The sequence below is a fragment of the Enterobacter asburiae genome, assembly GCF_024599655.1.
Taxonomy (GTDB): Bacteria; Pseudomonadota; Gammaproteobacteria; order Enterobacterales; family Enterobacteriaceae; genus Enterobacter; species Enterobacter asburiae_D.
On record NZ_CP102247.1, the window covers coordinates 2,578,325 to 2,603,281 of the forward strand.

At 56.4% G+C, this 24,957-nt stretch carries 29 protein-coding genes; 14 read left to right on the forward strand and 15 right to left on the reverse strand.

Features of this window, described 5'->3' with window-relative positions; genetic code table 11:
• Positions 1–110: 110 nt before the first annotated feature.
• The 3 genes from NQ230_RS12095 to NQ230_RS12105 all read left to right on the forward strand — a co-directional run bounded on the left by NQ230_RS12095 (position 111) and on the right by NQ230_RS12105 (position 2,808).
• Positions 111–602, forward strand: a complete 492-nt coding sequence (locus NQ230_RS12095; RefSeq protein WP_257257832.1) for an Hcp family type VI secretion system effector — start codon at positions 111–113, stop codon at positions 600–602.
• Between the two features lie 179 nt (positions 603–781).
• Positions 782–1,756, forward strand: a complete 975-nt coding sequence (locus NQ230_RS12100) for a DUF1852 domain-containing protein (protein WP_257257833.1) — start codon at positions 782–784, stop codon at positions 1,754–1,756.
• A gap of 23 nt (positions 1,757–1,779) precedes the next feature.
• Entirely contained in the window at positions 1,780–2,808 is a 1,029-nt protein-coding gene (locus NQ230_RS12105; protein ID WP_121423647.1) for a methionine synthase, read from the forward strand.
• A gap of 4 nt (positions 2,809–2,812) precedes the next feature.
• On the opposite strand, the gene NQ230_RS12110 is transcribed toward NQ230_RS12105, so the two are convergent.
• On the reverse strand, positions 2,813–3,745 hold the full coding sequence (locus NQ230_RS12110; protein ID WP_257257834.1) for a LysR family transcriptional regulator: 933 nt from the start codon (positions 3,743–3,745) through the stop codon (positions 2,813–2,815).
• Positions 3,746–3,840: 95 nt separating this feature from the next.
• On the opposite strand from NQ230_RS12110, the gene NQ230_RS12115 reads away from it, so the two are divergent.
• Both NQ230_RS12115 and NQ230_RS12120 read left to right on the forward strand, forming a co-directional pair.
• Positions 3,841–4,275, forward strand: coding sequence for a DMT family transporter (locus tag NQ230_RS12115; protein ID WP_023335619.1), 435 nt, complete (start codon positions 3,841–3,843; stop codon positions 4,273–4,275).
• A 4-nt stretch (positions 4,276–4,279) separates the two neighbouring features.
• A complete protein-coding gene (locus tag NQ230_RS12120; RefSeq protein ID WP_257257835.1) occupies positions 4,280–4,738 on the forward strand; it encodes a DMT family transporter in 459 nt (152 codons plus the stop codon).
• Here the strand turns inward: NQ230_RS12120 and NQ230_RS12125 are convergent.
• From NQ230_RS12125 to NQ230_RS12160, 8 genes are read right to left on the reverse strand one after another with little or no spacing between them, the layout of a single operon-like run.
• The gene (locus NQ230_RS12125) at positions 4,735–5,268 is read right to left on the reverse strand and encodes a DUF3833 domain-containing protein (protein WP_257257836.1); all 534 of its coding nucleotides are present in this window, start codon (positions 5,266–5,268) and stop codon (positions 4,735–4,737) included. The two genes, NQ230_RS12120 and NQ230_RS12125, sit on opposite strands and share 4 nt — an antisense overlap.
• The gene (locus tag NQ230_RS12130; RefSeq protein WP_257257837.1) at positions 5,265–5,786 is read right to left on the reverse strand and encodes a hypothetical protein; all 522 of its coding nucleotides are present in this window, start codon (positions 5,784–5,786) and stop codon (positions 5,265–5,267) included. Before NQ230_RS12130 ends, NQ230_RS12125 begins: the two co-directional genes overlap by 4 nt.
• Positions 5,783–6,268: a DUF2878 domain-containing protein gene (locus NQ230_RS12135; protein ID WP_257257838.1), complete on the reverse strand. Its 486-nt coding sequence runs from the start codon at positions 6,266–6,268 to the stop codon at positions 5,783–5,785. The genes NQ230_RS12130 and NQ230_RS12135 overlap by 4 nt, the downstream gene beginning before the upstream one ends.
• A complete protein-coding gene (locus tag NQ230_RS12140) occupies positions 6,265–7,485 on the reverse strand; it encodes an SAM-dependent methyltransferase (RefSeq protein ID WP_257257839.1) in 1,221 nt (406 codons plus the stop codon). Before NQ230_RS12140 ends, NQ230_RS12135 begins: the two co-directional genes overlap by 4 nt.
• Positions 7,482–8,204: a DUF1365 domain-containing protein gene (locus NQ230_RS12145; RefSeq protein WP_047061800.1), complete on the reverse strand. Its 723-nt coding sequence runs from the start codon at positions 8,202–8,204 to the stop codon at positions 7,482–7,484. The genes NQ230_RS12140 and NQ230_RS12145 overlap by 4 nt, the downstream gene beginning before the upstream one ends.
• Before the next feature lies 1 nt (position 8,205).
• On the reverse strand, positions 8,206–9,465 hold the full coding sequence (locus NQ230_RS12150; protein ID WP_257257840.1) for an NAD(P)/FAD-dependent oxidoreductase: 1,260 nt from the start codon (positions 9,463–9,465) through the stop codon (positions 8,206–8,208).
• A complete protein-coding gene (locus NQ230_RS12155) occupies positions 9,462–10,181 on the reverse strand; it encodes an SDR family NAD(P)-dependent oxidoreductase (protein WP_257257841.1) in 720 nt (239 codons plus the stop codon). Before NQ230_RS12155 ends, NQ230_RS12150 begins: the two co-directional genes overlap by 4 nt.
• Positions 10,178–10,612 (reverse strand): nuclear transport factor 2 family protein, encoded by a 435-nt coding sequence (locus NQ230_RS12160; RefSeq protein ID WP_023335610.1) that lies wholly within the window; start codon positions 10,610–10,612, stop codon positions 10,178–10,180. The genes NQ230_RS12155 and NQ230_RS12160 overlap by 4 nt, the downstream gene beginning before the upstream one ends.
• Before the next feature lie 256 nt (positions 10,613–10,868).
• Between NQ230_RS12160 and NQ230_RS12165 the strand changes: the two genes are divergently transcribed.
• Both NQ230_RS12165 and NQ230_RS12170 read left to right on the forward strand, forming a co-directional pair.
• Positions 10,869–11,066 carry a hypothetical protein gene (locus tag NQ230_RS12165; RefSeq protein WP_024908361.1) on the forward strand — a complete coding sequence of 66 codons (198 nt, stop codon included), beginning with the start codon at positions 10,869–10,871 and terminating at the stop codon, positions 11,064–11,066.
• Position 11,067: 1 nt separating this feature from the next.
• Positions 11,068–11,856, forward strand: a complete 789-nt coding sequence (locus NQ230_RS12170) for a hypothetical protein (RefSeq protein WP_257257842.1) — start codon at positions 11,068–11,070, stop codon at positions 11,854–11,856.
• Here the strand turns inward: NQ230_RS12170 and NQ230_RS12175 are convergent.
• From NQ230_RS12175 to NQ230_RS12190, 4 genes are all read right to left on the reverse strand, one after another.
• Positions 11,837–12,349 carry a GNAT family N-acetyltransferase gene (locus NQ230_RS12175; RefSeq protein WP_257257843.1) on the reverse strand — a complete coding sequence of 171 codons (513 nt, stop codon included), beginning with the start codon at positions 12,347–12,349 and terminating at the stop codon, positions 11,837–11,839. The two genes, NQ230_RS12170 and NQ230_RS12175, sit on opposite strands and share 20 nt — an antisense overlap.
• 401 nt (positions 12,350–12,750) lie before the next feature.
• Entirely contained in the window at positions 12,751–13,581 is an 831-nt protein-coding gene (locus tag NQ230_RS12180; protein WP_121423635.1) for an oxidoreductase, read from the reverse strand.
• A gap of 116 nt (positions 13,582–13,697) precedes the next feature.
• On the reverse strand, positions 13,698–14,705 hold the full coding sequence (locus tag NQ230_RS12185) for an AraC family transcriptional regulator (RefSeq protein ID WP_159514091.1): 1,008 nt from the start codon (positions 14,703–14,705) through the stop codon (positions 13,698–13,700).
• Positions 14,706–14,787: 82 nt separating this feature from the next.
• The gene (locus NQ230_RS12190; protein ID WP_257257844.1) at positions 14,788–15,372 is read right to left on the reverse strand and encodes a TetR/AcrR family transcriptional regulator; all 585 of its coding nucleotides are present in this window, start codon (positions 15,370–15,372) and stop codon (positions 14,788–14,790) included.
• Between the two features lie 103 nt (positions 15,373–15,475).
• Between NQ230_RS12190 and NQ230_RS12195 the strand changes: the two genes are divergently transcribed.
• Positions 15,476–15,943, forward strand: coding sequence for a nuclear transport factor 2 family protein (locus NQ230_RS12195; RefSeq protein WP_159514089.1), 468 nt, complete (start codon positions 15,476–15,478; stop codon positions 15,941–15,943).
• 39 nt (positions 15,944–15,982) lie between these two features.
• On the opposite strand, the gene NQ230_RS12200 is transcribed toward NQ230_RS12195, so the two are convergent.
• Both NQ230_RS12200 and NQ230_RS12205 read right to left on the reverse strand, forming a co-directional pair.
• A complete protein-coding gene (locus tag NQ230_RS12200; protein WP_257257845.1) occupies positions 15,983–16,522 on the reverse strand; it encodes an ester cyclase in 540 nt (179 codons plus the stop codon).
• A 19-nt stretch (positions 16,523–16,541) separates the two neighbouring features.
• Positions 16,542–17,666, reverse strand: a complete 1,125-nt coding sequence (locus NQ230_RS12205) for an alkene reductase (protein ID WP_257257846.1) — start codon at positions 17,664–17,666, stop codon at positions 16,542–16,544.
• A 99-nt stretch (positions 17,667–17,765) separates the two neighbouring features.
• Between NQ230_RS12205 and NQ230_RS12210 the strand changes: the two genes are divergently transcribed.
• The 6 genes from NQ230_RS12210 to NQ230_RS12235 all read left to right on the forward strand — a co-directional run bounded on the left by NQ230_RS12210 (position 17,766) and on the right by NQ230_RS12235 (position 24,924).
• The gene (locus NQ230_RS12210) at positions 17,766–18,677 is read left to right on the forward strand and encodes a LysR family transcriptional regulator (protein ID WP_257257847.1); all 912 of its coding nucleotides are present in this window, start codon (positions 17,766–17,768) and stop codon (positions 18,675–18,677) included.
• 112 nt (positions 18,678–18,789) lie between these two features.
• Positions 18,790–19,104 (forward strand): PTS sugar transporter subunit IIB, encoded by a 315-nt coding sequence (locus tag NQ230_RS12215; protein ID WP_213820560.1) that lies wholly within the window; start codon positions 18,790–18,792, stop codon positions 19,102–19,104.
• Positions 19,105–19,411: 307 nt separating this feature from the next.
• Entirely contained in the window at positions 19,412–20,026 is a 615-nt protein-coding gene (locus NQ230_RS12220; RefSeq protein WP_257257848.1) for a TetR/AcrR family transcriptional regulator, read from the forward strand.
• Positions 20,027–20,100: 74 nt separating this feature from the next.
• Entirely contained in the window at positions 20,101–21,210 is a 1,110-nt protein-coding gene (locus tag NQ230_RS12225; protein ID WP_257257849.1) for an efflux RND transporter periplasmic adaptor subunit, read from the forward strand.
• Positions 21,207–24,296, forward strand: a complete 3,090-nt coding sequence (locus tag NQ230_RS12230) for an efflux RND transporter permease subunit (RefSeq protein WP_257257850.1) — start codon at positions 21,207–21,209, stop codon at positions 24,294–24,296. Before NQ230_RS12225 ends, NQ230_RS12230 begins: the two co-directional genes overlap by 4 nt.
• Positions 24,297–24,330: 34 nt before the next feature.
• A complete protein-coding gene (locus tag NQ230_RS12235; RefSeq protein WP_213820566.1) occupies positions 24,331–24,924 on the forward strand; it encodes a TetR/AcrR family transcriptional regulator in 594 nt (197 codons plus the stop codon).
• Positions 24,925–24,957: the final 33 nt, after the last annotated feature.

A 24,957-nucleotide genomic window follows, 5' to 3' on the forward strand; every position in this document is an offset into this window, starting at 1 on the left:
GACGTGAATGCTGAAACAATATATGACACATATACCAATATCGATATTTTAATCGTACTGACCCTCACCGCGATTATTTACTGCTACTCAATAAAATAAGGAAATAAAGAATGCCAATCCCTCCCTACATGTGGCTAAAAGACGACGGTGGTGCACATATTAATGGTTCCGTTGATGTTCAGGACCGTGAAGGCAGCATTGAGATCATAGGGCTGAGCCATGGCATCAACCTCCCGGTAGACAGCGCTAATGGCAAGATCACCGGCACACGTCAACACTCATCCATGCGGATTGAAAAGGAAGTTGATAGCTCCACGCCCTATCTCTACAAAGCAGCATCTACCGGTCAGGCGCTTAAAAGCGCTGAAATCAAGTTCTATCATATTAATGATGCCGGACAGGAAGTCTGTTATTACACCGTACTCATGGAGAACGTAAAGGTTACTGGTGTTAACTGCAGCGTGCCAAACGTGAAGATCGCTGCCAACGATAAAATGAACCACGTTGAAAGCGTAAGCCTGCAGTACGAAAAAATTACCTGGCGGATCGTCGACGGGAACATCATGCACAGCGACGACTGGAACGAACGGCCTACAGCATAACGCTAAGGGGCGCGATGCCCCTTCCTCTTTCACTTCACTCCCCGGCCTGTGCGTAATCCTGTTCATGAAGTTCGCTCATGTTGCATTGAAATTAAGTCACTTCCCCTGCGCCGCGGGCTCAGGCATAAATTATGCATCGGCAACTTCTTAGCAACATGAACTTAGGATGCATAACCACAATGAGCAAAGCTTTCACATATACCCTTAAGCGCAGTTGCTTCGATGAGAATTACAACCCGTCAGAAAATACGCGTACGACCACCAACTTTGCCAACCTGGCGCGCGGTGAAAAACGTCAGGAAAACCTGCGCAATACGCTGGTGATGATCAACAACCGCTTTAACGCCTTAGCGCGCTGGGATAATCCAAACGCCGATCGCTACGCGGTTGAGCTGGAAATCATCTCTGTCGATTTGAACATTGGCGCGGAAAAACCGTTCCCGGCCATTGAGATATTGCAAACCACTGTTGTCGACAAAAAAAATAACCTGCGTATTCCTGGCATCGTCGGGAATAACTTCTCTTCTTACGTGCGGGATTATGATTTCAGCGTGCGGCTGCTGGAACACAACAAGAACCAGCAGCACTTCAGCATTCCGGAAAAGTTTGGCGAACTGCACGGCAATATTTTCCGCCACTTTGTGAATTCGCCGGAGTACAAAGAGAACTTCAGCAAGGGACCGGTGATCTGCCTGAGCGTCTCCAGCAAAGACACCTACCGCCGCACCGGTAACCAGCACCCCGTGCTGGGCATTGAGTATCAGCCGGATGGCGAGTCGCTAACGGAACAGTACTTCGCGAAGATGGGCCTGCAGGTTCGCTATTTCATGCCGGAAAACAGCGTGGCGCCTTTCGCGTTCTTCTTTACCGGGGATTTGCTGAGTGATTACACCGATCTGGAACTGATTGCCACCATCAGCACGATGGAGACGTTCCAGAAAATCTATCGCCCGGAAATTTATAACGCAAACTCGGCGGCGGGACTGTACTACCGACCGGATCTGAACCAGCAGGATCATTCATTAACCAAGATTGTTTATGACCGGGAAGAGCGAAGCCAGCTGGCGATTGAACAGGGCCGCTTTACCGAAGCGTACTTCATTAAGCCTTACCAACATATTCTTGAGCAGTGGTCTGATAACTACACGCTTTAATTCATTCAAAAAGGTCTTTTATTATGAAAACATTGCTCCCGACGTCTACGGCTGGCAGCCTGCCTAAGCCAACCTGGCTTGCACAACCTGAAACGCTGTGGTCACCCTGGAAATTGCAGGATCAGGAACTGCTGGCGGGTAAACAGGATGCGCTGCGCCTGTCTCTGGATGAGCAGATCCGTGCGGGAATCGATATTGTCAGCGACGGGGAACAGACCCGTCAGCACTTCGTCACCACCTTTATTGAACACCTGAGCGGCGTGGATTTCGAAAATCGCCAGACGGTACGCATTCGTAACCGCTATGACGCCAGCGTGCCGACCGTGGTTTCAGCCGTTGCGCGTCAGAAGCCGGTATTCGTGGACGATGCGAAATACCTGCGTCAACTCACGGACAAGCCGATCAAATGGGCCCTGCCCGGGCCGATGACCATGATCGACACCCTTTACGACGCGCACTATAAAAGCCGTGAAAAGCTGGCCTGGGAATTCGCCAAAATCCTTAATCAGGAAGCGCGTGAGCTAGAGGCCGCAGGCGTCGATATTATCCAATTTGATGAACCAGCATTTAACGTCTTTTTTGACGAGGTGAACGACTGGGGTATCGCCGCGCTGGAGCGCGCCGTTGAAGGGCTGAAGTGCGAAACCGCCGTACACATCTGCTACGGCTACGGCATCAAGGCCAATACGGACTGGAAAAAGACGCTCGGCTCAGAATGGCGCCAGTATGAAGAGGCCTTCCCCAAGCTGCAGACGTCTAGCATCGACATCATCTCCCTGGAATGCCACAACTCACGCGTGCCTATGGATCTGCTGGAGCTGATCCGCGGTAAGAAAGTGATGGTCGGCGCGATCGACGTGGCAACCAACGCGGTTGAAACGCAGGAGGAAGTCGCCGATACGCTGCGTAAAGCGCTGCAGTTCGTCGATGCGGACAAGCTTTACCCGTCCACCAACTGCGGCATGGCTCCTCTTTCCCGCGAGGTTGCTAACGGCAAGCTGAGAGCGCTCAGCGCTGGCGCAGAAATTATCCGCAAAGAGCTCGGCGCGTAATCCCTTACGTTTGCCAGTACGGCGGCGTACCAAAGTGCTCGACGTAATAATCAATCACCGCCCTGACGTTCAGGGGCGGATGTCGGGCATCAGGATAGATCGCCGCAATGGCCTGCGGTTCCGTATTGATGGCACACTCCAGCGAAGGAAGAAGCGGAATCAGCTCGCCGCGCTGGAGCTGCTCGCTCACCAGCCAGTCCGGGAACAGCACGATCCCCATTCCACCCAACGCCGCAGCCAGTAACGCTTCCGCATTATTGGAGATCATCAATGGCGTAACGGGATAGTGTATCCACGCCTCGCCCTTCCTGCGAAACAGCCAGCGGTTTGGCCCTGACGATCCGCGATAGACCAGCGTGTGATGACGGTTCAGATCGTCCGGCCCTTCAGGCGCACCCTGTTTTCGCACATAGTCTGGCGACGCGGCCAGATGATAAACCTGCTGCCCGAACACCCGCGCATGAAACGAGGAGTCCGTCAGCACGCCAATCCGGAAGATCACGTCGGCGGCATCCCGATGAGGATCGATAAAATCATCGGTCAGCGTCAGCTCTATGCTAAGGCGGGGATAGCGTTCCGACAGGCCGGGAAGGCCGGGCGCAATATGCTTCTGACCAAAGAACACCGGTCCGTTAATGCGGATCGCGCCGGAAGGCTCCACCGCACGCGCGTCCAGCTCCCGTCGCGCCTCTTCCAGATTTTCCGCCATCGACCGGGCATAGCGAATAAACAGATGACCGCTTTCCGTCGGGATGACGGCCCGCGTGTTGCGGTAGAAAAGCTGTTGACCGAGCGCATCCTCAAGCTGGTGGATCACACGCGATATCTGCGAGGCCGATATCCCCTGCCGCCGCGCCACGACGGAGAAATTTTGCGCTTCATACACGTCAATAAAGATCAGCAGCGCGCGGACGTTGATGTTGCTGGCGTCGACCATTAATGCATATCCTGCAAAGGTGTTTCCAGCATTATGGCATTTTTCTCACGAGACTGAAGACGTAATCTTCTTCGCCTGAAAACGGAGGAAGTGTAATGCAGTTTGTGTTGATTTTACTGGTGATTGCCGGCGGGATGGGGCTGTCCGTCGAGGCGGGACTGCTGGGTCCGCTGGGCGGCGAAGTGGGTGACTTATGGGCCACGTTCAGCATCTTCGGCGTAGGCGCCGCGCTGACGTTTCTGCTGATGCTGTTTTTCAGCCCCCGTAACAGCCCGTCGTTTTTCGCACAGCCCGGCTGGCAGCTGCTCGGCGGCGTGCTTGGCCCTGTCTACGTGGTCATTCTGACCGTTGCGACCCCCGCTATCGGCATCGCAATGACCATGATTGGCATTCTGGCCGGTCAGGTCTTTAAAAGCCTGATCATCGATCACTTTGGTTTGCTGGGTACGCCGCACAGAAAGATAAACGCGAAACGCATCGTGGCGCTGGTTTTTATTATTGCCGCACTGGTTCTGGTGGCACAGGGGTAAACGTATGACACTGATAATGATTATTCTGGCCGTGTGTGGCGGCGCAACGCTGAGCGTACAGGCAGCAATTAACGGGCAGCTCGGCAGCAGCGTGGGCGTTTTCAAGAGCGCGTTTCTGACGTTTTCCGTCGGCGCGCTGGTGACCGCCCTGCTCATTTTCTTCTTTGAGCCTAAGCAGGCGGTCACGCTGCTGGACGTGCCGAAATGGCAGCTCCTCGGGGCGATGTTTGGCGTGCCCTATATCGTGATAATGGTGCTTGCCGTACAGCGGATCGGCACCGCCGTCGCCACGGTGGCGGTGATATTCGGCCAGCTCGCCATGAGTATGCTGATTGATAACTTTGGCTGGCTGGGCAATGCGGCCATTCCGTTTTCGCCGAGCCGTCTGAGCGCGGTGGTGTGCCTGGGGATTGCCCTGTACTTCATCTACTCCAGCAGCAAAACCGGCAGCGTTCGCGACTAAGCTGAGGTCTTACGGGTAAAGAACAGCGTCACCGTGGCGACGGTGACGCCCAGCTTCTTCATTTCGGTTTTGTTAAACAGATGGATCTCATCCTGCAAATACATCCAGTCGTCGAAGTTCAGCAGCCAGGTGCTGCCGTTGGCCGTCACGTTCATGCTGTAATGCCAGTTAAAGGCGTTGCCTGCGGCCTGCCCCGTGGCAACCCCTTCTATATCCCCTGCCGTTCCCTCGTAGCGATCGTTCCCCACGCGGCGAATATGCCAGACCCGCTGCTGCTTCTCGCCATCGTCGTAGACAAAGTGCTCATTGAGCGTCAGCGTATCGCCGATAACGTCCCCGGCAATCTCAACGTGGAAACGGCGGATCTGCTTGCCGCTGCGATCCTGCACCATCCCCCACGCTTCGGTTTTGCCCTGGAAGTAGTGGAAGATATCAAGCCGCGGCTGCTGCTGGCGATACTCGGCCACCTCCGTGCTACAGCCCGCCAGCAGCATCGTGAATGCCAGCGCCATCATCAGGATACGTTTCATTTTTGGCCTCCGATTAACTGCTGACGCAGCTCAGGATATTGCGTGCGGGGATCGAGCCAGATGGCCAGAAAACGGGTGCTGAACGCTTCCGACTGGCGTGGTCCGAGTGGAATAAAGGAGGTTTGCGCCGCTGACGCGCGGTACCAGAACTGCCCCTGCTTATCGTTGAGAACAAACGCCAGCTGTGAACCCGGTCGGACATCCGGCCACAGGGACTGGAGCATCCGCAGCCAGGCTTCGCTTTGCGGTTCCTGTGCCAGGATCCCCTGCGCCTGCCACTGGTCGCGGGTCGCCTCAACCAGTTCATCGCGATCGATGTCCCGCGCATAGGTAATAATCAGCGCCTGATCCTGGTCCCGGCTGTAACGGCCATCCGGAGTGCGCAGCTGGGAGGTATAGACGGTGAAAGGTCCCCAGGTGAGCGTGGCGTCCCCCACCTTACGCCAGGCAAGCCAGTCGGCGGCCTGGGCAGCAGGCACAACCAGCGTCAGCCAAAGCAGCAAAACCGCAGCTCTCATTTTTGTCTCCCCATCAGCAGGTGGAAAAACAGCATCAACACCAGCCAGCCCGGCGCCATCCAGCTCACGACGATAAAGGTCGGCTCCAGAAACGTAATTCCCCCCAGCCGCTCGCCAAACAGATAGGCCACAGGTCCACCCGCGGCGGCCAGCAGGGTCAGCAGCCAGCCGGGCAACGTGGTGGTGCGCGTCAGCTGCGTCCAGACCGTGGCGAACATCAGCCACAGTGCCACCATCCATAACGGCATCAGGGACTCGCCCGTAAAGGCAATCAGCCCGGTCAGGGCCCAGAGGGCGTCGAGCAGGCTGCCCGCCGCCGCCAGCCCAATGGCGTAAAAACGGTATGCAGGCGGCAAGAGCAGGCACGCCAGGATCGCCAGAGCGATCCAGATAATCAGGCCCTGTTCGCGAAAGAGCACCACCAGCGCCCAGTAGAGATCGAACGCAATGGCCAGCAGGAAGACCTGAAGGTAACGTCTCATACGCGCTCGGCGGTCAGCTGCACCACGCTGATGGTGCGAGCGTTAAACCCGGCTTCGCAGTAGCCGAAGTAGTACAGCCACATGCGGCGGAACCGTTCATCGAAGCCGAGTTTTTCAATCTCCTGCCAGGCGTGGACAAAGCGCTGCCGCCAGTGGGCCAGCGTGCGGGCATAGTCGGGGCCCATGTCGAAGAGATTGCGCACCACGAAATCGGTGTGGCGCGTCATCAGCTCGTTCATCGCCGTAATGCTCGGCAAGAAGCCGCCGGGAAAAATGTAGCGCTGGATAAAATCAACGCTTTTGCTGTAGTCGCGATAGCGCTGGTCCTGAATAGTGATGGCCTGAATCGCCATCCGTCCTCCGGGGCGCAGCCGCGCCTGGCAGGTACGGAAGAACGTCGGCAGATAGCGTTGCCCGACGGCCTCAATCATCTCTATCGAGACCAGCTTGTCGTACTGCCCGGTGAGGTCACGATAGTCGCAGAGCAGTACCTCAACGCGATCCTGCAACCCGGCGCGGGCGATCCGCTCGGTCGCCCAGATATACTGCTCCTGCGATAGCGTGGTAGTCGTTACCCGACAGCCATAATGGCGGGCGGCGTATTCCGCCATCGCGCCCCAGCCGGTGCCAATTTCCAGCAGGTGGTCACCCGGGCTTAGCGCGAGCTGGTCACACAGGCGCGCCATTTTGGCCTGCTGGGCCGCCGTCAGATCCTGCTCGTCAGCGGTAAACAGCGCGCTGGAATAGAGCAGCTCCTTATCCAGAAAGTGGCTATAAAAGGTATTGCCCAGATCGTAGTGAGCGGCAATATTTTCGCGCGCCTGAATGCGGGAGTTACGCCGCGTCCAGTGGCGTATCCGCTCCAGCGGCCTGCCGAGCAGGCGGAAGCCGTTTTCCAGACGACCGAGCACCTCGCCGTTGATCGCCAGCAGCTCCAGAAGCGGCGTGAGATGTGCGGTTTCCCACTCGCCGTCCATCCAGGCTTCTGCCGCAGCAAGGCTCCCGCCCGTTAAGACGCGCCAGTAGACGCCGGGCGTGAGGATCTGCACGTCGGCATGCAGCGCGGAGGATGCTTCGCCAAAATGAAAGGTCTGTGCCCCTTCACGCAGGGTGAGCGAGCCGCCACGAATGCCGCTTAACAGACGAAACAGCAGCCATCGCGCGAGGCGGACGTTGCGCGGGATATCGGGTTCTAACGCAAAGACGGGATCGGTCATGAGCGTTCACTCCTGCTGACGGGGTGGTTATACAGCGGCACGCGCTTGAGCCACAGGCGCAGCGCCTGCCAGTAAATGGCAAAAACGGTTTTCAGGGTCATGAGCGGGATGCGCAGCAACAGCGAGCGCAGCGCGGGGCGCGTCAAAGGCTCCCGGCGCAGCGCGAGCGTGGCATCAAAGACCTTCGCTTCCTGATGATTTTCAATGTGCATATGCAGCGTGTTATCCGGGTCGTTAAAGCGCCAGTGGTAGATCATGTCCATCGGGTTGAAGGGGGAAACGTGAAACGCTTTTTCCGTGGGCTGCGCATCCTGTCCGTTGACGGCATAGTAATGACGTTCATTCCACGGCGTGTTGCGGACCTCCGCCAGCACCCAGCGCAGCGTTCCCTTCCCGTCGTAGCAGTAGTAAAAGTTGACCGGATTGAAATGAAAGCCGAAATAGCGCAGCTGCGTCAGGAGCATCACCCGCCCGTCCGGACGTTCCCCGGTCAGGCTCTCCAGCCTGCTGAGCACGTTCTCTTTAAGCGGCGCGCCGAGAGGATAGTCCGCGTCGTGGAACGAGGCGGCGGCAAAGCGATTGCGCCGCACGCCGACGGACGGCAGCAGCGGTAGTTCATCGAGATCCAGCCAGGCCATAAAGACGCTGTAGCTGAATTCATGGGTTTTCGGCTGAAGGCGGCGATGGCGTAACACGCCGTGGTAGAGGCAGCTGTTCATCTCAGTTCCCCTCTCCGGCAGCTATCGCGTTGACCACGTCCAGCGCGCTGCGCACGCCATCTTCATGAAAACCGTTGTACCAGTAGGCCCCGCAGTACCAGCTCCGGTTATGACCGTTGATCTCGCCGCGCCGCGCCTGCGCCCGCCAGCTTTGCGGGTTAAACAGCGGATGTTCATAGACAAAACGTTGCAGAACGAAGCGCTCATCTACCGGCGCGTCTGGATTCAGGGTGACGCAGAACAGCGGACTGCCCGCAGGCAGTCCCTGCAGGATGTTCATGTTGTAGGTGACGCAGGCGCTGGCCTGCTCCTCCGCGCTCAGGCGGTAGTTCCAGCTGGCCCACGCGCGCTGCCGCACCGGCAGCCAGCGCGGATCGCTGTGTAAAACGACCTCGTTGCGCTGCCAGCCGATATCGCCCAGCACCTCGCGCTCTGCGGGCGTCGGATCATCAAGCATCGCCAGGGCGCTGGCGGAGTGGCAGGCAAAAATCACCCGATCGAAGGTATGGCTGCCGTTTTCAAGCTGGAGCGTAACCCCGTGCTCGTGGCGGCTCACCCGCTGCACCGGAGAATTGAGATGCAGATTCAGACGGTCGCCCAGCTTGTCGAGCATGGCGCGGATATACTCCCGCGACCCGCCCGGCACCACGTACCACTGCGGGCGCTGGGTGATATCCAGCAGCCCGTGGTTCTGGAAGAAACGTAAGAAAAGCGGCAGCGGGAAACGCTTCATCTCCTGCAGCGACGAGGACCAGATGGCGGCCCCCATCGGCAGAATGTAGTGGCGCGCAAAAAACGGCGTGAAGCCGTGCTGTTCCAGAAACGTCTGCAGCGTGGCGTTCGGGTCCACCTCCCCGTCCAGCGCCTGTTTTGCCAGACGATTGAAGCGGACGATCTCCCCGAGCAGCCGCCAGAATGTCGGATTCACCAGGTTTCGGCGCTGGGCAAACAGCGACGTCAGGGTGTGTCCGTTGTATTCAAGCCCCGTCGCCGGGTTGTGCACCGAAAAGCTCATCTGCGTTTTTTGCCCGCTGATGCCCAGCTCGCTGAGGAGGCCCATAAAGCGCGGATAGGTGCGATCGTTGTAAACGATAAACCCGGTATCGATCGCGTATGTGCCCTGCGGCGTTGAGACGTCAACCGTTGCGGTATGGCCGCCGGGCGTGGCGCCCGCTTCAAACAGGGTCACCTGATGGTGCCCAGCCAGGCGCCAGGCGCAGGTCAGCCCGGCGATGCCGCTGCCGATAATCGCAATGTTCATGAACGCACCATCCTGCGCAGCAGCGCGCGCTGAAGAAACGCAGGCAGCCCGGAGAGCAACCGCAAAATAAAGCCGAACCCGTCAGGAAACGCGATATGCATTTTTCCTGCCGCCAGCCCGGTACGGATCGCCTTGACCGCCTCGTCGACGCTCACCCTGCCCGGCATGGCAAAATCGTTTTTGCGCGTCAGCGGCGTGTCAACAAAGCCCGGGGAGACAACCGTCACGGCTATCCCTTTTGGCTCCCAGTCCAGCCGCAGACTTTCGGCAAACCAGCTCAGGGCCGCTTTGGACGCGCCGTAGGCCTCTGCCCGTGGGAAAGGCAGCCAGTGGGCCATCGAGCTCACCAGCACCACGCGGTTGCCGGCAGCCAGCTGCGGCTGCAACGCGTCAAGGCAGTTCACCGGGCCGAGGAAATTTGTCGCCATCACCCGCTCTACCAGCGCCGCATCCACCACGCCCTGCTCGAGGTATTCGCAGGTACCGGCGCAGAGGATAATCAGATCGGCGTAGCTGCCGGTCAGCGCCTGGCGACAGGCGTCCCTGTCTGTCATATCGAACAGGCGAACGGTGAGATTGGGGCAGGTCTGATGCAGCGCTTCGAGACGCGCCGGATCGCGTCCGCAGGCAATCACGTGGTAGCCCTCTGCGGCAAAGGATTTCGCCAGCCCGGCACCGATGCCCGAGCTTGCCCCGGTAATCAGCACCGTCTTCATGATTTGACCCTCCGCTTCACGCCGCGCACCGCCCAGCCAAGCAGAGGAAGATGTTCGTAGATCATCTCTCCCGCATCGTAGTAGTCGCGCTGGTGCGTGATGAGATCGTTTTCCGTCTGCACTACCGAACATCCCGGCAGTTCGAGCGGCTCTCCCCCGGCAATGCGCGGGTGCGACCAGTGCATCACCCAGGTGACAACAAACCGGCTTCCGCTGCACAGCGGCGAATCGATGGTAAAACGGCAATGCTCAACGTTGGCCAGCAGATGGGTGAAATAGCGCTGAAGCGCAAAAATCCCGTCATGCTCGCCAAACGGATCGATAAGCGTGGCATTCGAATGGTAAAGCCCCACCAGCGCGGACGGCGGCTGGCTATCCAGTGCGGCGTAGTACTCAACAAACCGACTCACGACAGAGGGCAAAGTGCTCATGGGTCACATCCTGGCTGTAAACAACGTGGCGTAATCGCATAATTAAAACTTACACAATTAACGTTATTTGTCCAAGTTTGTGATGATCTATTTTTTATTTTGACTATATATCAATAAGTTATAGTCGTGCAAAAGAGTGGGTTTTGTAGGCCGGGTAAGGCGCAGCCGCCACCCTGCTTTAACTTTCAGGATATCCTTAAGGCAAACTCGCCGCTCTTCTTCCAGGCTTATCCTTTTTATTCATAAGGATGCCCTCGTGAAACGTTTCTTTCTCTCCCTTTTCTCCAGCCCGGAATCCTTACTGCAGGTGATGAGCCAGCAGGAAATCATTGAAGCCGTCGAAGATGGCGATCGCATCATTATCGACCAGGACGGAAACGCCTCGGTGAACTACAAAAGCAACGAGGTGCGGCAGGACTTTCTGCGTCACGTCAACACGCTGAAGAGGGCCTGATATGGGAACGGCGATATTTATGGTGCTGATGGTATGCGGGTACTGGTACACCAGCCGCGACCTGTCGACCCGCTTTAAAATCAAGCGCTCATTTGGCTGGGACGTCTATTTCCTTGTGGCGCTGTACGGCTGTATTTTCGTTCTGCAGGGCGTGATTGCCACCGGTCTGCTCTGGCTGCTCCTGCTCGCCCTCTCTGCCGCCAACAACGCTTTTCACTTTGCCTCACCGAAATATACCGACTGGCAAATCGACTTTATGAACTGGAGCTTTTTAGGCATTCAGGCGCCGGTGGTCGTGATGCTGGCGTTTGCCATCCTGTTTTGCCTCTACCGCTCTAACTGGGCAGGCAGCGCCAGGCTGGACGGCGAAAGCCGGAAGAAGCTCTACAAACGTCTGGCGCAGTCGAGCGGTATCGAACAACTGCTGTACCAGTGTATGGAGCAAGGCGAACTGGCGCAGGTCACGCTCCGTTCCAGGCGGATTTACGTCGGTATGATCCACACCGCAACGCTGGAATATGAAAAAACGGCCAATATCGTGCTGATCCCGATGTTAAGCGGGTACAGAGACGCGGAGACGATGAACTTTCGTATCGAGAATAATTACAGCAAGTGGTATGCGGAGCATGACATCACGCTCGACTCCGAACCCCGCAGCGCCATGTCATTCCGGAAGGTGATTTTACTCAATCAGATTGAGAGCCTCTCGCTGTTCGACCCCGCCAGCGCCAGCGCGCTATCGCTGGCACAGCGCGACGAGAGCTCTCGCCCTAAAGAGACATCCCCATAATTCTGAGAATGCTCTGCTGTGAAGCGGTTTCGAAAAGGACGTTCTTAATGCAGAGCATGCCCTGCTTCAGGTAGAACCGGTACGCTCCCGCGTTCTGCTCCAGCACTTCCAGCCAGAGATAGTCTTTTCCCCTGCTCCGGGCCATGTCGGTGATGCTGTTGAACATCACCTGACCATGGTTCTTGCCGGTCTCGGCAGGATCGAGGTAGAGCTTGTTGAGGAGAACGCCCTTCTTGTCCGTTTCCGGAATCCTGGCTTCCCATGTCACTTTCATGAATCCCACTGGCCGATCGGTCTCGGCAACATACCAGGAAACAGCGTTATCTTTCAGGCTCTGTTCAAGTACGGAAGGCGCGTACTCGCCGTGCAGAAAATCCTTCATCTCTGCCTCTGACACCCACAGATGCTGAAAATGGGCGGGGTAAATGCGATATCCAAGTTCGCTTAAGAGCGTTGAATCGGCCCCGGTGGCCTGTCGAATTCGAAGAGTCATGGAAGGTATCCTTACTAACCCGCTTTACGTGTGATGCCGCGCGAAACGAGAAAGACAAAAACAGTTAAATTCTTGCGACATATATTATTGTGGTGAACAACGTTAAGTACAGCCCGCGGGTGATGGATCTCGCCCTGACACACCAAAACGGGTGGGTGAAAACTCTCACCCGTTCGCGCTAGTCTGGCTGTGAAGAATGGAAGGTCAGGACTCGCGATTAGAACGTATGGAAATTATTTTGATGCGGCATGGGATCATCAATCGGTTTATTGCAAAAGAACCGATCGCATCAGGCTGGAAAGAACAGACTCTTCCGGGTAAGGGGTACTGGGGTGCGGGTGTTTACAGCGTTGTGTAGCGACACATGCGGAGCCGAGGGTTTTTAATCCTCGGCGCTCGGGTCATCGGGTCTGGCTAAGAATAATGCGATCGAACAGACGGTCACCCAACCAGACGCGCATGCCGATGAGCATCCTGGCATACTTGCCGGCTGCATAGCGCGTACGCGGGTGAGGACTTTTAACGGCGCGGGCAACCACGTCCGCAATCACCTTCGGGTCGCTGCCCCTGCCATTCCCATAAGCATTTTTGACCGAGTTCGCCACGTTCCCCACCAGATGACCATACGGGCCACTTGCTGAACGTTTGACAAAATTGCCGCTGACCACATCGCCAAAGCCTGTCTCGATTAAACCCGGTTCAACAATCACAACCTTAATGCCAAATTCAGCCACTTCAAGACGCAGACAGTCAGACCATCCCTCGAGCGCATGTTTCGTTGCGTGATACCAGGCTCCCAGAGGGGTGTAAATTTTTCCTCCTATCGAAGTGATGTTGATAATGTAGCCACTGCGTCTGGCGCGCATGGTCGGGAGCAGCAGCTGGGTAAGGCGGGCCGCACCAAACACGTTAACTTCAAACTGATAGCGAGCTTCATCAATACCGATCTCTTCTACCGGTCCGTAGAGCCCAAAACCCGCATTGTTGACCAGTACGTCAACCCCACCCGTTTGCGACGCGATGGTTTCCACCGCAGCCAAAATGTCTTCATCACGTGAGATATCCATCCGCAGAGGGCGCGCGCCAAGCTGGGCGAGATCGTTCATTTTTTCAACGCTACGGGCAGCAGCGTAAACCTGATAGCCATCCTGAATAAGACGACGGGCGATGACTTTGCCCATACCTGACGATGCACCGGTGACCAGCGCGGTTTTCTTGTCCTGAGTAAACATAAATACCTCGGTGAGTAGACTGTCGTTAGTTTGCCCTCACTCGGCCCCGCGTTAACTAGCGTATCGCGCCATATGACTCGCAAACTGCGCCATCATAGCGATAGATATGCCCGGATTTACTCAAGACGCATGGCTGTCCTGGCCGCTTCAGGAGTCTGGCCCGTCCAGGTCATAAATGCGCGATAGAATGAGTTAGGATCTTCGAAACCCAGTAAAAATGCGATCTCATACCCGGAAAGACGCGTATTGCGAAGATAATGACGGGCCAGGTGTTCACGACACGCGTTGACAAGGTTGCGGAAATTATCCCCTTCCTGCTCAAGCCTGCGCTGCAGCGTGCGTTTGCTCATTCCCAGGCGCTCCGCCGCTTTTTCAATTGTCGCTTCGTTACCGGGAATAAGTTCCAGGAGTACCGCACGAACGCGCTCGGCGGTTGAAGCCTGTTCATTTAACTGACCGAGACGACGCTGCAGTTCCGGTTCAAATACCTGCCACATCCCCTCATTTACCGTTAAAAAGGGCCGAAGCGCATCGGCTGCGGAAAAGCTGATGGCAGGCTGTTCTCCGTATTGCACGTCAGTACCAAAGAAACGCGAAAAGTGGCTGTTCTGAACCGCTGACGGTAGCGCAGAAACGGAGATCCGTAAGGGGTTAACCGGTTCGCGGGTCCCCAGCCGCAAAAGCCTGAGCAGGAAACCCAGCTCTGCCACCTGCAGAAACGGCGGGAGTTCTGTCGCAAAAAGCCAGCGTGGTGAAACGGTAAGGTTGCCGTTTTGGTCGACCGTTGTCTCCAGAACCATGGGAGCAATAAGCTGTTTATATCTGGCCAGTCGCTGGACAGCCTGCATCATATTGCTACTGCACAGTGCGGCAAAAAGTGGCGGATCAAACACATCCGCAGAGATCAACTCAATGAGCGGGACGGGAAAGGCAGGATCGTTCGTTTCGGCCTCTAGCGCGTTCCAGAAGCGGATGTATTCATCCGTATCGAGTCCACGCGCTTTTTGCAAAAAGAGATCGTCAGGTAATCCTGCCCTGCGGAGAATGCGTTCTGGCTCAAGCCCCGCGTCTTTCAGCAGCGTTTTCCAGCTTATATCGAGGGCGAAAGTACGGTTATAGGCCATTTGCTCATTCCCGGTGTGAAGGTTATTCAACGCTAAGTGTTGTTGTGTTGCGAGAGTTTGTCAGTCGTCGCAGGTATAAACATTATTTGCCCACTAATAACGCTGCGGCTAATCCCCTCTTCAACGAATTGATGACATCATCCGTATCCATGCCCATTTGCGCATGAATAATTGCACCGTCAATGAGCAGCATAATCTCATTGACGACGCGCTCATCCGCGATCTTCGTCAGCGATACAATAATTTTCTTTGTTTCACATTTATGATTGCGGCAAATCTCTTTTATTTCGCTTTCAATATCTTCCGATTTTGCCTCTGCGCTGGCGTTAATAAACGCGCAGCCGTGGAACTCGGGCGAAACAAACCATTCATAAAGCGTTGAAGATATCGCATCAGCAGGTATTTCGCCTTTATCGAGATGTCGACGCAGCGTGGCCTCAAACCAGTTAATCCATATTTCATGCCGATAATGCAAATAGGCGAGAATAAGCAAGCTCTTACTCGGGAAATGGCGATAGAAAGTCACCTTGGTCACTTTAGACGCTTTAATCAGCGTATCCACCCCCGTCGCCCTGAAGCCCGTGGAATAAAACAGATCGTGCGCCGTAAGTAATATCTTATCTCTGACGCTGATTTTTGTATCGTTCACTGCGGGTTCTGTTTTCACTTTTGGGTAGCCTCAAAAAGAATGTTGACAGCGTTATTTTACAGGCATAGATTACCGCAAGTAGACAGACCTGTCTACATCATATAACGCTGAGGTAATTGCAATGAACACACGTCCTCCTTTACCGCCCTTCACGCGTGAAAGCGCCATCGAAAAAGTCAGACTGGCAGAAGATGGCTGGAACAGCCGCGACCCGGCGAAAGTCGCGCTTGCCTATACGCTGGATACCCAGTGGCGCAACCGCGCTGAGTTCGCCACCAACCGTGAAGAGGCCCAGGCGTTCCTGGAGCGGAAATGGAAAAAAGAGCTGGACTATCGTCTGATTAAAGAGCTCTGGGCATTTACGGATAACCGGATCGCGGTGCGCTATGCCTATGAATGGCATGATGATTCCGGCAACTGGTTCCGCTCGTATGGCAATGAAAACTGGGAGTTTGAGCCTGACGGACTGATGAAGCACCGCTTTGCCTGCGTAAATGATATGCCGATAAAAGAATCCGAGCGCCTGTTCCACTGGCCGCTGGGCAGACGCCCGGACGATCACCCCTCACTGAGCGATCTTGGCTTATAGGATTTTCGCATCACTCCGGGCCGCCCCGGAGTGGTGAATTTACAGTGCGCCCAGCTGTTTCATCAGCGTCAGGTTGTCCTCAATATGCCAGTTAGCCACAATCTTACCGTCAGCGATCTCATAAATATCCGTGGCGATAAAATCTATTTTTTGCCCCTTTCCTTTCAGCTTGCCAAATGTCCCGGTGAAGGTACCGTGAAAATGTAAATGCGAAACCACGCGATTGCCTGAAATAATCATTTGTTCAACGTCACAGCGCAAATCAGGCACGGCGGCACGAAACGCCCGGGAGGCTAAAATAGCGCCTTCAGGACCTTGCTTACGACCTTCTGGGGGCGTCTTATCGATGAAATTCACCGCCAGCGCATCACGCGCCAGGGACTCTTCTCCCGTATTCCAGAAGGTTGCATATTCTCTGGCAGCATTTTCATTCACCTTTAATTGCGCCTGTGAAAGGCTCTTATCAATAATAAGCTGTTTCGGCTGCAGAAACTCCAATTGCGCCGAAAATACGGTGCCGGATAGACCTGCAAGAATAAGCATCGCGACAGCTGAACGAATACACGTCGTATATTTCATGATATCTCTCAATAATTTATCAGGATAACTGCAAATCGTTATTTTGAACGTTATATGATGGGTAATCGGTATATCCCGTGGCGGTGCCGCCAAACAGCGTGGCGGGGTCGCGTACCTGGGCAAGAGGCAGCTGGTGCGCCAGCCGGTGGGGTAAATCCGGGTTGGCAATAAACGGCCGTCCGAAGGCAATCAAATCGGCATAGCCGGCGGCAAGGATCTTTTCCGCTTTTTCACGGCCATAGTTCCCCGCGACGATAAGGGTTCCTCGAAACGTCTCGCGAAGCGATTGACGGAACTGTTCAGGTATCTGCGGCGCATCGTCCCAGTCGGCTTCCGCCAGGTGGATGAACGCAATGCCTTGTTGTTCACACCAGGCCGCGAGAGCGAGTATGGCTTCCGACACCTGCGGATCGTTCATCCCGCGCTGGGTGATAAACGGGGAAAGGCGGATGCCCGTACGCTCGGGGCCAATGGCCTCCGCAATCGCAGTTAACACCTCCTGAGCAAAGCGGATCCGGTTCGCCAGCGTGCCGCCGTACTCGTCCGTGCGTTTGTTGGAGGTTTGACGCAGGAACTGGTCGATCAGATAGCCGTTTCCACCGTGAACCTCCACGCCGTCAAAACCGGCCTGAACGGCATTTAGTGCCGCCTGACGATAGTCTGCGATGATGCTGTAAATATCCTTGCGCGAGAGCGTTCTCGGCTGCGGGCAGTCAACCATTTGGCCTTCTCCCTGATCATTCACCACCCACACCTGCGCGTCCGGCGCCAGCGCTGACGGCGCAACGGGCTGACCATCCTGATGAAAACTGGGGTGCGACATTCGGCCGACGTGCCAGAGCTGCGAAAAAATCACCCCGCCCGCCTGATGCACGGCGCCCGTGGTGAGCTGCCATCCTGAAACCTGCTCAGGCGAATGGATGCCCGGCGTCCATGAGTATCCTTGCCCTTGAGGCGAAATCTGCGTGGCTTCCGTGATGATTAATCCAGCGCTGGCCCGCTGCCGGTAATACTCCGCCATCAGCGCGGAGGGAATATTTCCCGGTTGCAGGGAGCGCGCGCGGGTCATCGGCGCCATGACGATACGATTTTTCAGGTCCTGCTGACCCAGCCTGTAGCGTTCAAAAAGTGAGGTACGTTGCATGTTTTCACCCCTTATGGTTTGGATGAAATCACTTTACAGGCGGCATCTGGTTTTGATAATTACGCTAAAGGCAGATGCACTTTTCGGAAAATATGAATAATGGGCAAACTCGAAGACATGGCGTTACTGGTGGAAGTGGCCGAGGCCGGCGGTCTTTCTGCCGCCGGACGACGCCTGTCCCTTTCCCCCGCCACCATGACGGCCAGGCTGAAGGCGATTGAGGAGCGTTACCAGACGCGTCTGTTTCACCGCTCAACGCGGTCCATCACGCTGACCCGCGCCGGAGAAGAGTTTTACCATGCCGCACTGCGCGTGCTGGAGGAGGTGCATCACGCCGAGTCGCTATTAACGCAAAAAGAAGGCGTGCTCAGCGGCAACATTCGCCTTTCTGCACCCTCGGACTTTGGTCAACAGTATCTTAGCCCCGCCGTTGTGGAATTCTCCCGACGCCATCCTGAGGTTAAATTTTTCATCTCGCTAAGAGAACACGTTGAGGATCTGGTCGCTAACCGGCTGGATATGAGCGTGCGTTTCGGCAATCTGCCGGACAGCAGTCTTGTCGTCAGAAACATCCGTCCGAACCATCGGGTGCTGGTCGCCTCCGGGGAGTATCTTAACGAGCGCGGAATCCCCTCCACGTTTGCAGATTTAACCCGTCACCGGTGCCTGGCGCTTGAGTCTCAAGGCGTGGTGATGAACGAATGGCGCTTTGAAACCAGTGGCGAGGAAAGCATTGTTCGCGTAGAGCCTGCCATGGTGTGCGACGACGGGGCATTGCTTCGCCAGTGGGCTCTCAGCGGGGCTGGCATCGCGGGGAAATCGTGGTGGGACGTCAAAGACGATGTTGAAACCGGAAGGCTCATGGTGCTGTTTGCCGACAGCTTCACCGGCTTCAGCCGATACGATCGCAAAGATGTCGGGCTGCAGTTTGTTTACCCGCAGCGCAAACTGCAGCCGCTTCAGGTCACGGCGTTTAGCCAGTTTTTTCTCGACTGGTTAAAAAAACATTAAATTAAATCGCGTCAGGCAGCTGCGGTTAATTTCTCGCCAAAATAAGAGATAGCGCGCATTTCGATGACAACCGCGGGACTACCCTAGGAGCGGTTTTCAGGAGGTACAAAATATGAAAAAGCTTCTGATATGCTGTTTGTTTGGTAATACCGCAAACGCTCTCGCCAAAAAGATGCAGTCTCTGGCAGAACGCGAAGGCTATCCGCTGATGATTAGCGCCGTTGGGCTGGATAACTTCGCCAGTGTCGCTCCCGCTTTCGATGGTTTCCTCGTCGCGCCGCACATTCAGTACAAACTCGATGAGATAAAAGAAACGGTGGGTAATACGCGTTCAATCGCCATTATTGAGAGCCTGCCCTATGCGTCCCTGGACGCGAAGAAAGTGTTAAATTTCGTGAAGGAAAAGATGCCTGAACTGGCTGCCTGACAGATAAGGCCGCATCGGTTTTGCGGCCTCCACTCACCCGCCGATCAAAACACGGTTTCCCCAGACATTCTAATCATATTGTGTCCACGCTCGGCTTAAGCAAAAACGGCTCCGTTCAGCGCAAGGGAGTTGAGCTGAAACCCTCGCTTATCGCAGACAGATAGATGCCATAGTGCACGAAAAACAGTGATACACTTACCCCACCTGGTTGATCGTCCCGTCTGAACGGCGCATGATGAATGACGGTAACCAAAGCACGAAATGGTCACTCGTTGTTAATCGTAGCCTGTCACGCTAAGCTTAAATAATGACTAAAAATATGAACCCCCCATCAGCACGTGGTCCACTTGACCACGCGGTCAGAGAGCAAATCGTCGAAGCCGCTTTTGAGCACTTCGGTCACTACGGCTATGAAAAAACCACCGTCGCCGAACTGGCTAAATCCATCGGTTTTTCAAAGTCCTACATTTATAAGTTTTTCGATTCCAAACAGGCCATCGGCGAGGTGATCTGCGCTAACCGCCTGGAGCTGATCATGGCGGCGGTGCTTTCAGCCATCGAAGATGCGCCTTCAGCAAGCGAAAGATTACGCCGCCTTTTCAAAGCGCTCACCGAGGCGGGAAGCGAGCTGTTTTTCCACGACCGTAAGCTATACGACATTGCCGCCGTCGCCGCGCAGGAGCAGTGGCCGTCAACCCAAAAGTATAGTGAAAGCCTGATGAAGCTGATTGAGAGCATCATTATCGAAGGCAGGCAGGCCGGCGAGTTTGAAAGAAAAACGCCGCTGGATGAGATTACCGGTGCCGTCTACATGGTGATGTGCCCTTACATTAATCCCGTTCAGCTGCAGTACAACCTCGAAATGGCCCCCACGGCGGCAGTGCTGCTCTCTTCACTGATTTTAAGAAGCCTGGCCCCCTAATTTGTGACCATTGACAATTTTGGTCACTAGTCAGAGAATGCGGATACCGTCCTGCTACGTCAAAAAGGTTTCCCATGCTCAGGCTCACTTCAGCCCGCATTGCCGTTTGTCTCCTGCCGTTTGCCCTGGTGGCGTGCGGCGATATTTCCGCGAGTGACGATCCGCGCACAAAGCCACCCCTCGTCAGATCCGCATCCGTCGAGCTTGCGAACAATACCTCCCGCGCCTTCACGGGCGTGGTGGTCGCAAGAACGCAAAGCGATTTGGGTTTCAGAGTTCAGGGAAAAATCCTTGAGCGACTGGTTGATACGGGTCAGACCGTCAAACAGGGTCAGCCCTTGCTGCGCCTGGATCCGGTTGACCTGAAATTACAGGCCCAGGCGCAGCAGCGCGCGGTGGATGCAGCCCAGGCGCGCGCGCGAAAAGCCTCCAGCGATGAGGCGCGCTATCGCGGTCTCGTGGCTTCCGGTGCCGTGTCGGCCTCGGAGTATGACCAGATCAAAGCGGCGGCCGATACGGCCAGGGCCGATCTCAGCGCCGCCCGGGCGCAGGCCAGCGTGGCGCAAAACGCCACGGGCTATGCCGTACTGCTGGCGGATTCCGACGGCGTGGTCATGGAGACGCTCGCCGAGCCGGGTCAGGTCGTCAGTGCCGGACAGGTGACGATCAGGCTCGCCAGAGCGGGACAGCGTGAAGCGCTCGTGCAGCTTCCGGAAACCCTGCGCCCTGCCGTCGGCAGCGAAGCGCAGGCCACACTTTATGGCAATGAAGAACACCCGGTCACCGCAACGCTGCGCCTGCTGTCTGACTCGGCCGATGCCACGACCCGCACGTATGAAGCCCGTTACGTGCTGGATGGCATGCTGGCGAACGCGCCGCTGGGGGCGACCGTCACGCTGAACATTCAGGATAATAAAGCGGAAGGTCAGATCATGCAGGTCCCGCTGGCCTCACTCTATGATGCAGGAAAAGGTCCCGGCGTCTGGCGCATTTCCGCCCAGCCGGCAAAGGTCGCATGGACGCCCGTCAAGGTGCTGAGCGTGGGTGAAGATGCGGTGCAGATCACGGGCGGGGTGAAGCCCGGTGAGAAGATTGTTGCGTTAGGCGCACATCTTCTGCACGAAGGTGAGGTCGTCAGGCTTGCTAAACAACGCACTGCCGCCCTGGCGGAGAACACACCATGAGCGGAAGCCGCTTCAACCTGTCAGCGCTGGCCGTCCGCGAACGTTCCATCACGCTGTTTCTTATCGTTCTGGTCACGATTGCCGGAATTTACGCCTTCTTTGGGCTCGGGCGCGCGGAAGATCCGCCCTTCACGGTAAAGCAAATGACGGTGATAACCGTCTGGCCGGGCGCCACCGCGCAGGAGATCCAGGATCAGGTCGCCGAACCGCTGGAAAAGCGCCTGCAGGAACTCAAATGGTATGACCGTACCGAAACCTATACCCGTCCCGGCATGGCGTTTATTACATTGTCATTGCAGGACAAGACCCCGCCTGCCGAAGTGCAGGAGGAGTTCTATCAGGCGCGTAAGAAGCTTGGAGATGAATCGCAGCGTCTTCCGGCGGGCGTCATCGGCCCGATGATCAATGACGAATTCTCGGATGTCACCTTTGCCCTCTTTGCCCTGAAAGCGAAAGGCGAGCCGCAGCGGCAGCTGGTACGTGATGCCGAAGGTCTGCGCCAGCAGCTTCTGCACGTTCCCGGCGTGAAGAAAGTGAACATTATCGGCGAACAGGCCGAGCGGATTTATATCTCCTTCTCCCATGACCGCCTGGCGACGATAGGACTCTCACCCCAGGATATTTTCAATGCCCTCAACAGCCAGAACGCGCTAGCCGCGGCGGGTTCCATTGAGACCCGAGGCGCGCAAATTTTTATCCGCCTGGACGGCGCGTTCGATGAACTGCAGAAAATCCGCGATACGCCATTTGTTGCTCAGGGCAAAACGCTCAAGCTGTCCGATGTGGCGACGGTTGAACGGGGCTACGAAGATCCCCCGACGATGCTCATACGTAATCAGCATGAACCCGCCCTTCTGCTGGGCATCGTGATGCGCGAAGGCTGGAACGGTCTGGCGCTGGGTAAAGCGCTGGATGCGGCAACGGCAAAAATAAATGATAGCCTGCCGCTTGGTATGTCCCTGACCAAGGTCACCGACCAGTCCGTGAATATTCGCTCGTCGGTCGATGAGTTCATGATTAAGTTCTTCGTCGCCCTGCTTGTGGTCATGGTGGTGTGTTTTGTCAGCATGGGCTGGCGCGTGGGGGTGGTGGTTGCGGCGGCGGTCCCGCTGACGCTGGCGGTCGTTTTCGTGGTGATGGAAGCCGCGGGAATAAACTTCGACCGCGTCACGCTGGGCTCCCTGATCCTCGCCCTCGGGCTGCTGGTTGACGATGCCATTATCGCCATCGAAATGATGGTGGTGAAAATGGAGGAAGGTTACGACAGAATCAAAGCTTCGGCCTTCGCCTGGAGCCATACCGCCGCGCCCATGCTGGCCGGAACCCTGGTGACGGCCATTGGCTTTATGCCGAATGGTTTTGCCCAGTCGACCGCCGGGGAATACACCAGCAATATGTTCTGGATTGTCGGCCTCGCCCTGATTGCATCGTGGTTTGTCGCGGTGGTGTTCACGCCCTATCTTGGGGTGAAGATCCTGCCGGCGATCCCCAAAGTAGAAGGGGGTCATGCCGCCATCTATAACACGCCTCGCTATAACCGTTTTCGCCAGCTGCTTGCCCGCGTTATCGCCAGAAAATGGCGGGTGGCCGGGTCGGTGGTCGCCATTTTCATCGTGGCCGTGCTCGGCATGGGTCTGGTAAAAAAACAATTTTTCCCGACCTCCGACCGCCCGGAAGTACTGGTTGAGGTCCAGATGCCCTACGGTACCTCGATTGAGCAAACCAGCGCCGCAGCGGCAAAAATAGAAGCGTGGCTGGGCCAGCAGCCTGAAGCCAAAATTGTCACTGCTTATATTGGTCAGGGTTCGCCCCGCTTTTATCTGGCGATGGCCCCTGAACTGCCCGACCCGTCTTTTGCGAAAATCGTGATCCTGACGGACAGCGAGACGTCACGCGAGGCGCTGAAGCTCCGGCTGAGAGGCGCTGTCGCCAACGGCCTTGCGCCCGAGGCGCGCGTGCGGGTGACGCAGCTGGTGTTTGGCCCTTACTCGCCCTTCCCGGTTGCCTGGCGCGTGACGGGTCCGGATGTCGAACAGGTGCACGACATCGCTGATAAGGTGAAAGCCGTGCTCCAGGCAAGCCCGTTGATGAGAACCGTCAACACCGACTGGGGGTTACGCGTTCCCGTATTGCATTTCACCCTCGATCAAAACCGCCTGCAGGCGACCGGATTAACCTCCAGTGCCGTTGCCGAGCAGCTTCAGTTCCTGCTGTCTGGCGTGCCCGTCACCTCCGTGCGGGAAGATATTCGCTCGGTAGAGGTGATTGGCCGCGCGGCGGGAGATATCCGTCTTGATCCGGCAAAAATAGAGGGCTTTACCCTTGTCGGCAATGCGGGACAGCGCGTTCCGCTGTCTCAAATCGGCAAGATTGAGATCGGTATGGAAGATCCAATCCTGCGTCGTCGCGATCGCACGCCGACGATAACCGTTCGGGGCGATATCGCTAACAATCTTCAGCCACCGGATGTGTCGGTCGCCATCATGAAGCAGCTCCAGCCGATTGTTGATGCGCTGCCGGCCGGGTACCGAATCGACATGGCGGGTTCGATTGAGGAATCGGGTAAAGCCACGCAGGCAATGCTTCCGCTGTTCCCGATCATGATTGCCCTGACGCTGCTGATCATCATTTTGCAGGTGCGCTCAATCTCGGCGATGGTGATGGTCTTCCTAACCGCGCCGCTGGGGCTGATTGGCGTGGTGCCCGTGCTGTTGATTTTCAACCAGCCGTTTGGCATCAACGCGCTGGTCGGTTTGATCGCCCTTTCCGGCATTCTTATGCGCAATACGCTGATCCTGATCGGTCAAATCAATCATAACCAGAAGGAGGGTCTAGAGCCGTTCCAGGCGGTGGTTGAAGCGACGGTCCAGCGCGCACGCCCGGTCCTTCTGACCGCCATGGCTGCCGTGCTGGCGTTCATTCCCCTGACGCATTCGGTGTTCTGGGGCACGCTTGCCTGGACGCTGATAGGCGGAACGCTGGGCGGGACGATCATCACCCTCGTCTTCCTGCCCGCGATGTATGCGATCTGGTTCCGGATCCGCCCAGCGGAACAACGCGTGCTGCACCCCACAGAAAACGTGTAAACTACCATGAGTAGATAACACATCTGAGGAAAGCATGGTTGTTAAGCGCTTAAGAAAAGAGGACCGCCGCGTGCAGCTGCTGGAGGTTGCACGCGGAATCGTTCGTCAGCAAGGCACGGAGGCGTTGACGCTTGGCTACCTGGCCGAGCGGGCCAACGTGACCAAGCCTATCCCCTACGACCACTTTGGCGATCGAGAAGGATTGCTGATGGCGCTGTACCAGGACTATAGCGATCGGCAGCTGGCGAAATTCCGCGAGACGCTGGCGGTCGACAGCAAAACGCTGGAAAAGACGATCCGCTTTTTCAGCGCCGCCTATATCGACTGCGCCATTACCGCCGGGCCTGAAACCGGGCCAATCGCCGCGGCGCTGTCCGGTTCCCACGCGTTGCAGACGTTTCGTGAGGCATGCGTGGCCGAATGTGCCGACTGCCTGCGTACCGCGCTTTCCCCTTTTGTCACGCTGAAAGGCGTTCAGGGGGAAGCGGCACTGACGGCCATCATTGGCGCAGCGGACGCGCTCAGCACCGCCGCAGGCAACGGCGTGCTCGCCCGGAATGTTGCGGAAGATACGCTCAGCGGCGCCATGACCGGCGTGCTGGAGACCTACGTGAATAGCACAAAATGATCGCTTTGGACGGATTGACACCTAAGTTACCAA